10 protein-coding genes and 1 pseudogene are annotated in these 15,357 nt (G+C 62.3%); 8 read left to right on the top strand and 3 right to left on the bottom strand.

Annotation, left to right across the window (positions count from 1 at the left end; translation table 11 throughout):
* Positions 1 to 760: 760 nt before the first annotated feature.
* A complete protein-coding gene (locus tag LAO51_19065) occupies positions 761 to 955 on the bottom strand; it encodes a DUF2934 domain-containing protein (protein MBZ5640843.1) in 195 nt (64 codons plus the stop codon).
* A 324-nt stretch (positions 956 to 1,279) separates the two neighbouring features.
* Here LAO51_19065 and LAO51_19060 point away from each other — a divergent pair, with 324 nt between their 5' ends.
* The 3 genes from LAO51_19060 to LAO51_19050 all read left to right on the top strand — a co-directional run bounded on the left by LAO51_19060 (position 1,280) and on the right by LAO51_19050 (position 3,659).
* Positions 1,280 to 2,230 (top strand): 50S ribosomal protein L11 methyltransferase, encoded by a 951-nt coding sequence (locus tag LAO51_19060; GenBank protein ID MBZ5640842.1) that lies wholly within the window; start codon positions 1,280 to 1,282, stop codon positions 2,228 to 2,230.
* Between the two features lie 685 nt (positions 2,231 to 2,915).
* Positions 2,916 to 3,233 carry a hypothetical protein gene (locus LAO51_19055; GenBank protein ID MBZ5640841.1) on the top strand — a complete coding sequence of 106 codons (318 nt, stop codon included), beginning with the start codon at positions 2,916 to 2,918 and terminating at the stop codon, positions 3,231 to 3,233.
* Between the two features lie 21 nt (positions 3,234 to 3,254).
* Complete coding sequence (locus LAO51_19050; protein ID MBZ5640840.1) at positions 3,255 to 3,659, top strand: PepSY domain-containing protein; 405 nt, start codon at positions 3,255 to 3,257, stop codon at positions 3,657 to 3,659.
* An 11-nt stretch (positions 3,660 to 3,670) separates the two neighbouring features.
* Here the strand turns inward: LAO51_19050 and LAO51_19045 are convergent.
* Positions 3,671 to 6,132: pseudogene (locus tag LAO51_19045) on the bottom strand (hypothetical protein).
* A 261-nt stretch (positions 6,133 to 6,393) separates the two neighbouring features.
* Positions 6,394 to 6,840 carry a hypothetical protein gene (locus LAO51_19040; protein MBZ5640839.1) on the bottom strand — a complete coding sequence of 149 codons (447 nt, stop codon included), beginning with the start codon at positions 6,838 to 6,840 and terminating at the stop codon, positions 6,394 to 6,396.
* Positions 6,841 to 7,343: 503 nt separating this feature from the next.
* Here LAO51_19040 and LAO51_19035 point away from each other — a divergent pair.
* The 5 genes from LAO51_19035 to LAO51_19015 form a co-directional block, all read left to right on the top strand.
* Positions 7,344 to 7,493, top strand: coding sequence for a hypothetical protein (locus tag LAO51_19035; protein MBZ5640838.1), 150 nt, complete (start codon positions 7,344 to 7,346; stop codon positions 7,491 to 7,493).
* 1,079 nt (positions 7,494 to 8,572) lie between these two features.
* A complete protein-coding gene (locus LAO51_19030) occupies positions 8,573 to 12,898 on the top strand; it encodes a hypothetical protein (protein MBZ5640837.1) in 4,326 nt (1,441 codons plus the stop codon).
* Between the two features lie 567 nt (positions 12,899 to 13,465).
* Entirely contained in the window at positions 13,466 to 14,065 is a 600-nt protein-coding gene (locus LAO51_19025; protein MBZ5640836.1) for a hypothetical protein, read from the top strand.
* 702 nt (positions 14,066 to 14,767) lie between these two features.
* Entirely contained in the window at positions 14,768 to 15,037 is a 270-nt protein-coding gene (locus tag LAO51_19020) for a hypothetical protein (GenBank protein ID MBZ5640835.1), read from the top strand.
* Positions 15,038 to 15,143: 106 nt separating this feature from the next.
* A partial coding sequence (locus tag LAO51_19015) for a hypothetical protein (protein MBZ5640834.1) occupies positions 15,144 to 15,357 on the top strand: 214 nt, incomplete at its 3' end.

Here is a 15,357-nt window from a genome sequence, read left to right as displayed (position 1 = left end):
TCAAGACCGCGACCAACCACTTCTCCCTGGCGTTCACCTACGACTGCATCGCGTGGTCGAGGGACACGTCGTGGGGGCCGCGCATCGCCCTCCCTTGGCAAACCGAGCGGCGGTGGGACGAGGCCTTGGACGTGAGGTGGTGAACCCCAAAGGTCACCCGCCCGGGCCCCTCCGCAGGGTGCGTTTATCGCGGGGTCGGACCCTTCCAGGGTGCACTTATGGTGGGGGAGAGGCCTTCCCGAGTGCATCTATCGAACGGAATCGGCGCGCCGGGTGCGTTTATGGGGCCGTCTTCAAGGGTCCAGCGGCATGACGCCCGGCTTCTGCCGGTCGCCTTGCAATAGCTAACTACATTATTCGTCAACACGTTAGATTCTGCTGGCACCGTCTCCGGACCCTCCTGGACTCGTTTTTTCGGGCTGAAAACCGCCCCTAGAATGCCGGTCAGCGGTCCGAATACCCCCGGACGGCCCCCCGTCTGCCGCTCACCTAGTCCACGGAACGCTTCCCAAACCGCCGGGAAAGCCCCTAAACTGCCGCTTGCAGTCGGCGAGGGTGAGCCGCATGTCCGGCTCTCAGCGTGAGACGCCATGCGGTAAGTGATCGGCTTGAGAATGCTTCGATTGTGAAGTGCTTCACCAGCACCACTTTCTATTGTGTGCTTATCTAACATAGCGATGCGTTCACAATAGGAGCGATCGATTGTGACGACGCGAGAGCCTTACAATGACATACGCGGTGAGAGGACCTACTCGCCGCTTCAGCACGCGTGCAGGAGGATCGCGTCAACCTCGGCCTCGGCATCGAGCCAGTCCCGCTCGGGACTGCCGCCCCAGAACCCGCGACGCTCCGCCTTGAGATAGGCCGCCTCCGCGATCAGCTTGCGGCGCTGATTCTGTCGGATGGTACTAAGCGACGCGATGCCATCGACGGTGGACACCAGCATCACTTCCATCGCTCTCGTCACCCATGACAGGTTGTTCTTCGCCAGTGGGACGGGCTCCTTCATGCGGTTGTTCTTGTCCGACCTCATCGCCGAACCTCAGGTAGGTCGACTTGTCGCGCTGACTAAGCGCGCGATCGCCCGGTGCACCGTACTCCAGCGGCTCGGCGCCTGCCATGAGTCAGCGGGCCTCCCGATCGGGCGGTGCCTCGCCGGCGACGCAGGTTCGCCGCAACTACCATCGTCGCTTCGTGTTACGATCTTCCCTTCTCGGGGGATCGACTATGACCGACCGCGCCCGCTACCTGTCCCCACACGGTGTATGACGCTCCACTGATGGCAGATGCCTACGCACAGCTTGCCCTCCATCGCTTGATGCTGCGCGATGAACTCCGCAACGAAGCCTATCGGCGGGCTATCGCACAGGTGGTCAAACCTGGTCAGGTCGTCCTTGACATGGGTGCGGGCACCGGAATCCTCAGCATCTTCGCGGCGCAGGCCGGTGCACGGAAGGTCTACGCCGTCGAGCGCACGGACATCGTGACCGTCGCTCGCGAGATGGTCGCGCGAAATGGGTTCGCGGATCGTATCGAAGTGATCCAGGCCGATCTCGAGGATGTCGATCTCCCGGAGAAGGTGGAGGTCATCATCTCCGAGTGGATGGGCGGACTCGGCGTCGATGAGAACATGCTCACGCCGTTTGTCTTGGCTCGCAATCGCTGGCTCGTGTCGGGCGGCAAGATCGTCCCCGAGCGCGTCACCGCATGGCTCGCACCGGCGTGGATGCACGAGCTCGATGAAGGCCTCGCGCACTGGCGCGCACGTCCGCACGGCGTCGATATGACCGTGATCGCGGACATCAGCGCGAATGATCTGCTAATGACGCAAGCCCGCATCACCACCGATGATCTACTCGCGCCGCCGCAGATGTTGTGGACCCATGACGCCTACACCTGCTCGCTGGCCGAGGCCGATCGATCGTTCGTGGGCACGCAGATGTTCACGGCGGCACGCACGGGCAAGCTATCGGCACTCGCGACGTGGTTCACCGCGGACATGTGCGATGGCTGCGTGCTGACCAATGCCGTCGGCGCACTCGATACCCACTGGGGAAGGATCTTCTTCCCCCTCAAGGACACGATCGAAATCATCGAGGGCGCGCGGATCCAGATCGAGTTGCGCTGCGATCCATCCACCCCGGGTATCTGCGAGTTCGACTGGTCGGTGAAGATCGGCGATGGCGCGACCGAGCGGCACGACACGCGCCCTCACACGCGCCTGCGCTAGCCAACTCGCTGCTTGTCCCTCGCCAGGCCTCCATCCGGCAGCGGAACCGAGGCAAGACGGCCGGTCCCGCAAGGGCAAGTCGCCGATGGAACACCGCGTGGCGGGGATCGCCCCGCTGAAGTCGCCTGGGTTGTTACAGTCGTCAGCGCTCGACACGCCTCGGCCTGCGGTCGGCGCTCGGTGACGTCGGATGCTTGTCCAGGATCGCGTGAACGTGATTCTCCTGGGCTGGAGCAGAGTGGGACCTCGAGCGGGGCCATGGACGCAATGCGGAAATGGGGCTAGGGTCGAAACCAGTCGGAGGGGAAAAGGGACGAAGAAGAAGGGAGATGCCCGATGGGCGACAAAGGCGGCAAGAAGGAAAAGGCGAAGGATCAGAAACGGAAGGTGATCAAGCAAGAGCAAGAGTCGAAGACAAAGCTGGACAAGCAGCCGAAAAGGAAGGCTGACGAGCCCGGGTAGCCTATCCCACCTGACGAGCAATCGCCCACGTCAGCAGTACCAACGCGGTCCTTGCTGTACGGAAAGCGCCGCCGACCCGCATATGACACCGGTGTCATAACACTTCGCCGCGGAGGCGGTCAATGCCGCGGCGAAAGGCGCCGTTGTTCAGATCCGACCAAGCGAACGTCTGAATCTCGCGGCCGCCGTGCTACCATCAACCGTCTTTGAGGGGGGATCCATCGTGCCTAAGCGTCACCGCAACCCATTTACGAAGCACGTCCGCATCATCCGCCAATCACTCACCGCGATCGACCGATCACTCGGGCGGCTCGTGGCGCTCACGAACGGCGCTGGACGGGGCGTCACCGTGGAGCCCAAGGGGAGGAAGCGCAAGCTGAAGCTGTCGCCCGAGCGCCGCGCCGCCCTCAAGCTCCAAGGCCAGTACATGGGCTACCTGCGAAAACTGAAGCCGAGGCAGAAGGCGCAGGTCAAGGCGCTGCGGGCGGAGAAGGGATTCCGCGCGGCGATAGCGATGGCAATGCGACTCGCGGAGGGGTAGCACTCATAAAGGAGGCCGGGAATGAGAGGCAAGATTGCAATCGTGTCTGTGTTGTGCGTCCTGCTCGCCACGTCCGTCGCGCTCGCGGCAGAGACGAAGCAGGCCAAGGCATCCTGGACCGGCACCATCCAGGTGACGGGCAAGCACTCCGAGGCCGAGCTCGCCAAGATGGCCAAAGTGTCGATGGCGGATGCCGAGAAGACGGCGCTTGCGGCCATCGAGGCGAAGGACGCGGACAAGAAGGTGACTAACCGTGAACTCGAAGTCGAGCACGGCTACCTCATCTACTCTTTCGACATCAAGGTCACTGGGAAGAAGGGAATCGAAGAGGTCAACGTGGATGCCGGTGACGGGAAGGTCCTTGCGCGCGAGCACGAGACGTCGAAGGGGGAGGCGAAGGAGAAGCGGGAAGAAAAGGCGAAGTAGCGCCCCCTGAACTACGCTGGCTCCCGCTCGAAGTTCAGCGAGAGCAGTCGCCCCAACGCATCCTCCTGGGAGACGTCTGCCGGCCAGCCGTACGCGTCGGCCACCGACGCGTCGAGCGTGCTGTGAGCGTTCGCGAGCCAGGCCGGGCGCTCGTTGTAAAGATTGGTGAGCGTCCGTTTCTTGAGTTCTGCAGCCGAGGCCCCCGTCGGATCTAGCCATGCATTGCGAAGGCGGATGAGTTTCGTCGTCGCTGCGGCGATCGTCCTCCGCTGCATATCGTTCGGGCGAGGGAACGGGAACGTCTCGAACGTCGTGGTCGCGGTGTATCGCGGGCGGTCCTCGAGAGATGTACCAAGCCGCAGCGCCCAGACTCCGTGGAAGCGGCTGTGCACGATGCCGAAGGTACAGTCGTCGTCGCGGGCGATCGCAACAACCGCGCTATCCGGAAGTACCGCGACATCGAGCCAGACGAACAGACGGTGCTTGGCGACGCGCGGCGTGGCAACATATCGTCTCATCGACGCCAGGGCGCGTCGAAGGTCCTCACCGGAGCGACCATGCAGCCACCAGTGAGTGCGGCGCCAAGCGTCACGGTTCTTGTCGCGCTCCGGCTTGACGTGGAATCGCACGTACGCGAACGGCGCCTCGTAAAGCGCCGCCTCGTTCTCCGGCATGTCCACGCCGAAGTCGATGATATACATGTCCCGCGGCCGGCGCGTGATGTCCATGCCGTTCGCCCAAGGACGCACGACGTCGCTGTTCGGTCGCCCGTTCGGGTTCGGCGGTAGCGCCAACCACTCCTTCGCGAGAGCGCCCGGTATGTCGAATACTCCCACCTTGACGGGGCCTTGAAACGCGATGCCGAGGTTCTCCTTGAGTCTGCGCGCCTTGGTGAGGTCGAGGGCCGCGCCGGTCCCGACCGATCCGCCGGTCAAGTCCGAGTGGATCACGGTCACGGGTTGGCCGTCGAGGCGTTTCTCCTCCTCGTTCCCGCCGTCGAACCCGACGAGCGAGATGCGGACCGCGGCTCCTTCGGGTTCGACGGATCGGTCAGATCGAGGACGGCGTCTCGACACTCTATCGTCTGGATCGGCTTCAGAACCGGGTTCGTGTCGAAAGAAAAGCCATTGCGGAGCTGCCACTGGAAGTGGCCAATCCAGATCGTGACCTGCGCGAGCTCCGAGGCGTACGCGTTAATCTCGATCCCGTGGACCATCTGGGGACCGACCCGGATATCGAGCGAAAACTGCCCGTAGTCGACCTCCGCCTGAAGCTGGAGGACCTCCTTCTCGAGTTCGTGGAGCAGCTCCAGTGCGACGTAGAGGAAGTTCGCGCTTCCGCAGGCTGGGTCGAGCACCCGGACCGAGTCGAGGTGGTCCCTCCGAAACGCGTGGATCGCGGCCTTGGCTTGCTTCCTGATCTTCTTGTCCGCTGCGACGTTCTTGGCAGCAGTGGCCTTGGCGAGAAGCGCCGTGACCTTTTCCTTCGTCGCCGACCACTCGCGCCGGAGCGGGACCATCAACACAGGTTCTACGACGCGGAGGATGGAGCCGCGGTCCGTGTAGTGAGCGCCGATCTGGCTACGCTTCGCGGGATCAAGACCGCGCTCGAAGAGTGTCCCGAAGATCGCCGGTTCGATCTGGCTCCAGTTGAGCGCAGCGACCCGGGCCAGGACGGCGACGTCCTCTCTCGTCAGCGGGATGACGTCGTCGTCGGCGAAAAGCCCTCCGTTGAAGAAGTGGATTCGCTCGATGCCGAACCGCCCGCCCTTTGCCATCGCTCGAAACAGCTCGCGGAGCATTTCCGCGAACTCCCGGGGCTCTCGTGCGCCGGCTTCGATCAACTTCTGGAAGAGCTTCGCGGGAAGCAGACCCACGTCCTCCGCGAACAGGCAGAACAGGATCCGGTTCAGGAAGTGGGCTGCCCGCTGCGGCTCGACGCCGCGCTGCCGCAGGCCATCGGCGAGCGACGCGAACTCGCGCGCTGCCTCCTCGGTGACTTCCTCGACTCGTCGGCCGGGCTTGAGCTGCTCCGGCTCGGCGAAGAGCGCCTTCAGCGCGTTGCGGTTGGCCTCGAGCGTCAGGTCAGCCAGCTCGAAGGCGTAGACCTTTTTCGCAGTCCCAGTGAAGTTGGTGTGGATCTCGAACCGTTGCATGTCGCAGACGACGAGGAGGGGCGGATTATCGAGGGACTCGCGGTAGCGGAGTAGCTGGTCGTACGCTGCGGTGAGGCTCTTGTGCTTCCCCTTATACTCCCAGGCAAAGTGGTCGCGCATCCATACGTCGGCGAAGCCGTCACCGCCGCCGTACTTGGTCGCTCCTTTCTCGAAACAGTACCAGGCCCCCTCGGGATCGGCCTCGGCGGGTGTCCTTTCCCCGAGGAGGCGGCAGAGGTCGATGAAGTGCTCCTGAGCCGCGGAGCTCTCCTTGAGCATCGAGACCGTCCACTTGTGGATGAATTCCTGGGGCGTCACCAGCGTCGATCTCCTCACGTCGAGCAGGTTGGGGGCGAATTGTAACCCTTCCTACGCGCGGGCGAGCCCCGGGCCGGTGAAGAGCCGCATTTGCCTGGATTAGCGGGGACGCTCCTACTCCCAACGGTCTTTCTCCTTCGCCGCCTCCTTCGTCTGCCACCGCATGTTCCCGCCTCGTCCGGCCCGCCCTCCTTTCCCGCTTTGACGTGGTCGATCACGTAGCCGGGGCAGCGAACGTTCCGGCGCCGGTCTTGCGGTACCTCACTGTTTCTTCTCGTCTGACCTGCGGCCAACGAACGCCTCTCCGCCTTCCGCCGTTCTCGGTCCGATTCCCAGGTCCAGCGCCAAATCGCGGCCAGCCGACGTCAGCTCATAAAGCTGCACTACGCGTACTTCACCTCCGCTCTGCTTTCCTCGTCGTTCGTCGTACCTTCCTACGAGCCTGACGAATCCGGCGTCGATGAGGTCGTCGAGGGGCTCCGTGGATTCGGCGATGCGCTCGGTCCCAACCCTGACGCTTAATTTACCGTCAAAGGTCTCTATGACGGTGATGCCGCCTCCGCGGCGAAAGGCTGCCGCCAAGACGTGGCGTTGAAGGTCGATAGGGTCCACCATTAGATTGCTGTCGAACTCACGATGGGCTCCCCGCGCCGATGTAAGTAAGGATAGGACTCTACGCCCTGGCTTGAACTGGCTGTCGTGCGCCACGGACCTTTTGCAAACTTCTTACAAATCAATGCAGCCGGCGCTGCCGTCCGACCCACGGCAGCTAGCACTCCTTCGCCCCAGGGGCGACGGGGGTAAACGGGACAGGGGTAAAAGGGACTCCATCCCCGAGTCCAGCTGAGCGGTGGATTTCTGGGGCGGACTAACAGGCGTCGTTCCTATTCGGATCTACGTTCCAAACAAGAGCGCCCGGCAGCTTGGGGGGCGTGGCCGGGCGCAACGAAACGGACGCTGGGAATGTGCCGCGAATCGGGCCCCCCGACCATCCGTCATGCTGGTCCCCGGGGCACCGCCTGGCGTGGCAAGCGGACAATCCCCATCCCATTAATTGCCAAGCGGGTACCGTCATCTCCTATTGATGCGTTCCGCGGCAATCCGACTCCGATTTGGCGAATCGAGGAGTTGGCGGTATTGACAGAGGTCATCGCGCCCGCGCGGGATGGACCCGGGCGGGCCACCCGGAGCCGCACGAAGAGGAGGGATGAATGAAGGAGAAGCTCAACCTGGATCTGGAGGTCGAGGAGATCGAGAAGCGGGAACTCGGTGGCGGGAACTGCTCGTCCTCGACGACGTCTCGCCGTTGCACCTGCATGTGCATCTACACGACCACCCTGGTCGCGGACCTTCACCAGTAAGACCAATCGGAGTGGCTCGGGGGGGCGGGGATCTTCCTCTCCTCCCCGGGCCGTGACGCAGCCGGCTCCTCGCGGCGGGCCGAATGTCGGCCAGATGAGGTTGATCCCACAGCCGGGGCAACGGGTGGTGGCCTCGCCGGTCGAGGGGCGGCCCAGTCGGTCCGCGATCAAGACGCCCCTTCCCCTGGGTGGACCAGCGCCTGCAACGCTGCGCGGCTCGACCCTCAGAGAGAAGACGCGCGGGAGCCGGGGGGCGACGTCTCGGTTGGCTGTTGGGGGGCTGGGTGACATGACGGCCCCTCGCCCAGGTGATGCGGGGTGTCGTCGAGGGATCTCGAAGGGTATCGTATCGTGCGCCCCGTGTCCGGAAGGGTACGTGTTGGCCAAACCGGTCTGGCCGAACTGCTGCGTCTGCGTCCCCGCTCCTTGACTGTCGCGGGCGCCCTGGAGAACCGCCGGGGCGTCCGCTACCGGAACATACGTATCCTGGAAAACGCGCCATTCGCCTGGCGAACCCGTGGCTGGCGCCGGCTGATCGGGCGATCGCGTCGTTTCGATCCTGACCCGGCTCGTCCGCGCCGCCCTCCTTCAGCACCTCGATGTGGTCGATCACGTAGCCGGGGCAGGCGGCGGTGGCCGCTGGCGGGCGGACAAACCTACCCCATTCCGCCTCGACGGGGAGCCGTTGACCGCTTTTCGCTTGACTCACGCCTCCGCGACCCGTACTTAGCATACCTGCACGCATTCGGGGGGCTCCCATGCGAAAAGCTCTCGTGTCTCTGGCGATCACGCTGACCGCCGTATGCTTGGCCGCGCCTGGCGCTCTTGGCCCGCGATTTTGAAGTTGAGGAGCGCGTCGTCGCACAGAAGGCGATCACGCAACTCTCCGGGACCCACCGGTACTGGCCGAAGGGGAATTCGGCGCCGAATCCGTTTTCATCGCACGCGTGGCCGGGCGAGTCGATCCTGTGAGCCTGCGGGACCTTGCGCCAAAGACGATGTCGGCTCCGAATCCGGAGCTAGCTTTCAAGCTATCTATAGCGGGTTCAGAAGTGTAACGAAGTCTTGGGAGGGGCGTCATGAAGAGTGTCACCGTTCTTCTCGCATCTGCGGTTGTCACATGCATGCTGACGGCGAGGGCGAACGAAGCTACGATGCAATCACCGAGCATGGATTTGCAGCATAGCTTGAGCAAGCCCGGTGAACCGACCAACACACCATCGGAGTTGGAAATCACGCCGGTATATGGTGAGATTGAGGGAGGCACTGCGCTCGAATGCTATCGGTACGGATCGGTGCAGCCTTGTGGCCCCGGGTCTTGCAGCTGCGGCTGCTTCAGCGAAAGAGAACTAGGACCGGGACCCAGCGGCCCCGGTTACTACTTCCAACTTGCCGACAGCATCGGTTGGGGCACGGTCGATGGCACCGTCAACGGGCTAGGAGTCGACGTCGATGGTGTTCGGCTTAGCGCAGGAACCTTGCCAATCGCGGCCTACTACACACATGGTTTCCAATTCGACGGCCCGTCGATCAACTGGGGCCCGATCTGCAACTACGACTTCTCGCTCATTTGGTCGGTCGGTTCCGATATTGGTTCCGCGCACGGCCGCCTGTCGAAAGAGATCGTCACGCCCGTGCCTGAAACTGTAACCGGAGTGCCGTTCAGGTTCGACATCACCTGCGCGGGCCTGCTCTATTGGGGCGATACGAGTGGCGTCTGCTCTGGCATATTCCATGGAGAAGGGTGGGCCTTGCACGTCCCCGCGCCTCTTAGGGCAATGTATCTGCTCGCTGGCGACCAGAACCGGCACGTCTTTCTGGGCACTGGTGTTACGATCGCGTCATCCGGACTAAGTAGTGGTGTTGTAATGGCGACCAATGTTCCTGGAGCCACCCCAGGTTCGATCCCGATTCCTTCCGTTTGGACGCTCCCGCGATACTGGGAGGTCCGAACCGACATTCCGGAGGACCAATTCTCGCTACAACTCGACATAAACTACGACCCCTCGGAGATACCCTCTAGCGTCCAGGAAACCGACCTGGCGCTGTGGAGGTTCGACCCAACGGCTCAGACCTGGCAACAACTTCCAACAACGATCGACCCACTGTCTCATACGGCGACGAGTCCGGGCTTGAGCAAGCTGGGGGTCTTCGTCGTCGGGCCCGGCGTCCGGAGCACCCTCGTCGCAACCCCTTCACGCGGTGGCAACGTGGGCGACGTCACAGTCATCATCCGAGGCGAGAATCTGGACCCGGTGGCGCAGGTCAAGCTCACCGCGGGTGGCCAACCTGACGTCATGGCATATAGTGTTTCCGGCTCCACCGGGTACGATCGTCTTGTTGCAACGTTTGACCTCAGGGGACAACCCGCGGGCACCCGCGACGTCGTTGTGACGAACCCGAGCGGGGTTGCACAGGTGTTGCATGGTGGATTCGAGATCGTCCAAGGCGGGAGCGCGCACAATTGGGTTGATATCATCGGCCCGCCCGTCTTTCGATACGGGGCCACGCCAACGGTGCAGGACTTCGGCATTTTGTACGGCAACAGCGGCGATCTAGATTCGGGACGTGTCGCCATATCGGTGTCATTTTCACCGTCCTTGGTTGGGACGTTGAGGAATGCACCTGGACTTACCAGTGCAGGCCTGACGGAAGAGGGGGACTCCGTTCTTAGCAGCGTCCTTCCGGTGATCACCGCGGGCGCAAGTGGTCAGATGTCACTGCGGTTGGCCCTGCCAGTTCCGCAAGATGTGTACCCCCATGAAGCCTCCGAGATCGTCGCTTGGTCAGACGACCTTCCCAACGAAGCCGTGTCCTCCGCCTCAAACTATTGTGAGTTTTCACAAACGCTTCTTGATCGCCTTCCGTGGACCAGAGCCGAGGTAGATTCTCCAGCTAATGAATCCGATGATCTCGACCGGAGATGGCCGGGCATAGTGGAATGTGGTTTTCCAGACCCCTGCTCTGGCACGGTAGATGAGTGCGAGCGTCGGTCCCGTCTGCTAGCCAACGGCTTTACTATAAGCAACTGCCCCTGTCTGCCTAGTTGCGACAGGGACTGCGAGGCCCCTCCGCCGCCTTACTGTAGAAGTGGTTGCACAAATGTCGCTGGGGTTAACGCCAGCACGATTGATCGATTAATGGAGCTAAACGCGCAGGTCTCCTGCGACCTTACCTTGCACGGAGGAAGCGAAATCGACGGCCACACGGGGGGAGACTGCGCACATTGCAGAGGGTACAGCGTAGACGTGTCTGGGACGTGCCTCTCGACCTTCATCTACGACGAGGAACGCGGATTCCAGCCAGGATTCACCAAAGATGGGCTGCCGACCCGCCGGGCGCCGGATGGAACGCTTTACATTGACGAAACACACACTGCAACCCCTCACTGGCACGTTCAGTTTTCGGACGCCAAGTTTGCGCAGGGAAGTCGGAGCAGGTGGACATGTGACGATGCAAGGCCCAAGTTCTTCGAGTTCGGCACACCTTGGGATCCGAACGACAAGACCGGCTCTGACGGATCGGGACCGGCGCGATACGTGTCTGAGCAGCAGCCGATGCGATATGCGATCTCTTTCGAGAACGAACCCAGGGCATCGGCTGCCGCGCAGCAGGTTGTCGTCACGGACGCGATCGATGTGACGGCGCTGGATCTAAACACACTAAGCCTAGGCGCAATCGTGTTTGGCGAACATGTTGAATCGCCACCCCCGGGGTCGAACGAGTTTACGACGAATGTAGATCTACGCCCGGGACAGAATGTAATCGCAAGGGTAGGCGCAAACCTCGACCCAGCGACGGGCGTGATAACATGGCGCTTTGCGTCGATCGACCCGGCTACGGGACAGCCAGTCACAGATCCCGTGGCGGGTTTCTTGCCGCCGAACGTCAGCTCGCCCGAAGGCCAGGGCAGTGTTTCTTTCACTCTCATGGCAAAGCCTGGTCTTGAAAGCGGGACAGAGATTCACAATCAGGCGACGATCGTTTTCGATGACAACGCGCCGATTGCCACAAGCGTGTGGGTTAATACACTTGACAGCACTGCGCCGAGCAGCCACGTGCTGCCTCTTCCGGGCACGCAAACGACGCGGAACTTCCAGGTGCAGTGGGCAGGCACTGACCCGGATTCGGGCGTCAGGAACTTCACGGTGTTGGTTTCTGACAACGGTAGTTCGTTCCGTCCGTTCGTCAGCGACACCGTGGTGACTTTATCTGAATTTGCGGGTGAGCCAGGGCACACATACGCGTTCTTTAGCATCGCGCAGGATCAAGCTGGGACTTTCGAGCCGTCGAAGTCTCAAGCGGAGGCAATTACGGGGGTGAACTGCGATCCGGGACTATGCGACGACGGAAACGGCTGCACGGACGATTCGTGCGACCCGGCTTCGGGGTGCGTGCACGTCTACAACACGGCGCCATGTGACGATGCCAACGCCTGCACGCAGAGCGATACGTGCCAATCCGGTGCATGCGTCGGCTCGAACCCGGTGACCTGCTCGCCGCTCGATCAGTGCCATGACGCGGGCGAATGTGACCCGAGGACCGGCATCTGCTCCAATCCGGCAATGGCCGACGGTTCGGGTTGCAACGACGGCAACTCCTGCACGCAAGCCGACAGTTGCCAGGGAGGTGCCTGCGTTGGCTCGAACCCGGTGGTGTGCCAACCGCTCGATCAGTGCCACGACACAGGGTTGTGCGACCCAGGCGCCGGTGTCTGCTCCAACCCTTCGAAGGCGGATGGGACGGCTTGTAGCGACGAGAACGCTTGCACGCAAACCGATAGTTGCGAGGGCGGGGCTTGCCTAGGGTCAAACCCGATGACATGCACGGCGTCGGACCTCTGCCATGTGGCGGGGACATGCAACCTCGCGACTGGTCAGTGCTCCAATCCGACCGCACCCGATGGCACACCGTGTGGTGGTGGAGGGGTCTGCAGGGCTGGGAGTTGCGAACCCAGCGGCAATCAAGCGCCCGACTGCACCCGTGCTGCAGCGGACTACTCGTTCCTCTGGCCGCCGGATCACCGATTCGACGCGGTGAGGATCAAGGAGGTCACGGTCTTAGGTGGCGGCGAGGTGAGGATCACGATCATCGGAATTTGGCAGGACGAGCCGTTGCTGAGCGTGGGATCCGGGAATACGTGCCCCGACGGTGCTGGAGTGGGAACTGAAGTCGCGAGCTTGCGGGCCGAGCGCGAAGGAGGCGGCGACGGCCGCGTGTACTACGTGAGCTTCCTCGCAGCCGACGGCACGGGAGCCACGTGCACGGGCACGGTTACAGTCTGCGTTCCGCTCGACCAAGGAGCAGGGAGAAACTGTGGCAACCAGGGACCGCTTGTGGATTCGACCGGGCCATGCGTTGCCCGAGCGAATCCTCCTTTGTCGCCGCAGCGCGCCCTTCGCTAGGGGTTCCGCAGGGCGGAGAAGTCACTGGCGGAGTGGCGCAGCCGGGACCTGCCCAGGCTGTTTCCGTCCACGGAAAGTGGAGGGGGTGTTTCGCGCCCAGTTTGCGGTGGGAGATGAAGGACCGTGGAGTCGGAACCGCGTGACGCGGGAGGTGCGCGCTCGAATACGCAGGACGGTTCGAGAGGCGCCACACGTTTCTGCGACTGCGCACTAGCGAACTCGGGGTTTGGCTCTCCGTTCGTAACCGATCGAGAGACGGCGTTCTTCCCCTCCGCTCTCGCGTCGGGTACCGATAGGCGTGCGCCGGATTCTTCGGCGCTGCGTGGCCGACGTCGAGGAGGACGGGATGCCCAAGAGCCGCACCGGTCGGGTGCGACGTACCGAGAAGCAGTGGACCGAGATTCTCCGGCGATTCGAAGCGAGCGGCGAGGGTTCGCGGCAGTTCTTACGCTCGCCGCGCCTCGCTGGTTCGCGGTACGCGGCCGATTCGCAGCGTCACGGAGCGCACGGATTCGCATTACTCTTGCGCGGCCCGACACGTCGCGACGCTCTCGGTGGGTGGTGCTTATGAACGAACGTGGCAGCGCGACCGAAAATGAAATGATCTCGGCTTTCCTAAGGGCGGAGATGGATTCTCCAAAATTGGGGAATGTCTACAGAGGCTACATGACCTGGTGCGGACTGAACCGCAAGAGCCTCATCGATCAGGCCGATCTTGCAGATGCCAAAGCGAACCACACTCGTGCAAAGATGCTGACGGCTATCCAAGGGTACAGAGCCAATCGAGGTCTGTTCAAAGGGTTTCCCGCCGACGTTCAATGGCGTCGCGTCGAGTTGACGCATCTCGAGCTTGGACGGCTCAAGTACTCCAACTTCCCGAGGTGGATTACCTTGAATGGAGGTAGTCGGAGTGTTGTTGATAGGGCCAGGAGCATCGAGACGGATCTGACTGTCGAGAAGGTCAAAGATCGCATCAAGGCCGTGGCCGAGAAGGTCCGGCAAGGCCACTATTTCCCTGGTTTGATCGTGGTCGAGGCTGACAGCCTGGATCTCATCTTGGTGGACGGCCATATTCGGGCCACGGCTTACGTGCAGGCCGAGCCATCGAATGAGATAGAGCTTCTTGTCGGGTCATCCTCGCTGCTGAAGCACTGGGCCTATTACTAATCGATCTACCGACACGTAGGTCGAACGCTTTCTGGCGGATCTTTCCCGTGTGGGGGTCCACCGAAACTGATGGTGGCTTTTCGCGCACAATCTTGCGGGAAATGACGGACCTTGAAGGCGGAAAAACCGTGAAGCCGCGGGCGCTCACGCTTGAGGACGCCGGTGGGACCGCGGAGCGCGACGCTGTTCCCGAGACAGTTGTCGTCAGGACGGCGTGCGACCAATCAGGCGGGCTGGCTCTCCGTTGTGGATTATGTAAACCTGATCGGCACTCGTCGTAACCGGCTGGTTCGGATGGACTTACTCGCCTCGCGACGACTCGCGGGGCGGTTGTGAAAACTCGGATTGTGGGGAGCCAAAACACCGAATTACAAACTCTCACGATCTGGTTAACAGCCCGGACCGAGATCTCAAGCTTTTCCGCCCTCACCTCCGCGAAACTCGCGACCTTTTCCATCCACAAAAGCGCTTCGCGCTCTCCCGCGGCGTGGTCTGTCCGGAGGAAGTGGTTGACAGCGGACAACACGCCACGGGGGCTCTCTCGCTCTGGGCGCCGGCGGAGAGCCGCGATTCCCCTCCGAGGTCAACCGGCGTATGCTCCCAGGCAGCGACGGAGTCGGGGTAACCAGGCGGGAGACCGGAGAATGGCGAGTTCTGCGACATGCAGCCCGCTCTGCTCAACAACCCATGACGAGGCAGCCTATGGCGAAGACCAAAATAACGATCGTTGCTGCTGTCGATGACCCTTCTCACCCAGTACAGGACACGAAGACCGTTCGCGTGCGTATCACCGCAGAAGGTGCGCCGGGTCAACTCGGCTACGACTTCGAGGCTGACGTCGTCATGAACGCACATGGGGTGTTTCCGTCCGTGCCCGAATTGGAAGCCAATGTGCCGGACGTCGCGCGGCGGGGTGAGATCCGGCAACGGATCATCGAAACCGTTCAGGCGTGGAAGGACGCCCGACAATAGGCTCCAGCGGCTGGTCCCGCGTGTTACGGCCAATGCAACAGAGCGCACGCCCCTCGCCTGCGCGTCCCACAGCTTGCGGCCGTCTTTAGGCAGCCCGAGGACGACTATGAAGCTCAAGCCGACGTTTGCCGCCTTTGTTGCTTCGCCAGGAGACTTAGCTGAGGAGCGACAGGTTGTCGAGGAGGTCGTTCGCGAGCTCAACCTCCAGGCATCAGACCATCAGCTCGAGCTAGTACGTTGGGAGACCCACGCCGCGCCCGGAGTAGGTCATGATCCGCAGGACGTCGTCAATCGAGCGATACCTGAGGACTACGATATCC

Source organism: Terriglobia bacterium, assembly GCA_020073205.1.
In the GTDB taxonomy this organism is placed as follows: Bacteria; Acidobacteriota; Polarisedimenticolia; order Polarisedimenticolales; family JAIQFR01; genus JAIQFR01.
Note: the sequence above shows the minus strand (reverse complement) of the source record. Positions and strands in the feature narration are given on the sequence as shown.

Coding starts and splice junctions, on each gene's coding strand:
- LAO51_19065 (MBZ5640843.1), bottom strand. CDS start 955: ATGGAAGTGATGCTGGTGTCCACCGTCGATGGCATCGCGTCGCTTAGT.
- LAO51_19060 (MBZ5640842.1), top strand. CDS start 1,280: ATGGCAGATGCCTACGCACAGCTTGCCCTCCATCGCTTGATGCTGCGC.
- LAO51_19050 (MBZ5640840.1), top strand. CDS start 3,255: ATGAGAGGCAAGATTGCAATCGTGTCTGTGTTGTGCGTCCTGCTCGCC.
- LAO51_19035 (MBZ5640838.1), top strand. CDS start 7,344: ATGAAGGAGAAGCTCAACCTGGATCTGGAGGTCGAGGAGATCGAGAAG.
- LAO51_19030 (MBZ5640837.1), top strand. CDS start 8,573: ATGAAGAGTGTCACCGTTCTTCTCGCATCTGCGGTTGTCACATGCATG.
- LAO51_19025 (MBZ5640836.1), top strand. CDS start 13,466: ATGAACGAACGTGGCAGCGCGACCGAAAATGAAATGATCTCGGCTTTC.
- LAO51_19020 (MBZ5640835.1), top strand. CDS start 14,768: ATGGCGAAGACCAAAATAACGATCGTTGCTGCTGTCGATGACCCTTCT.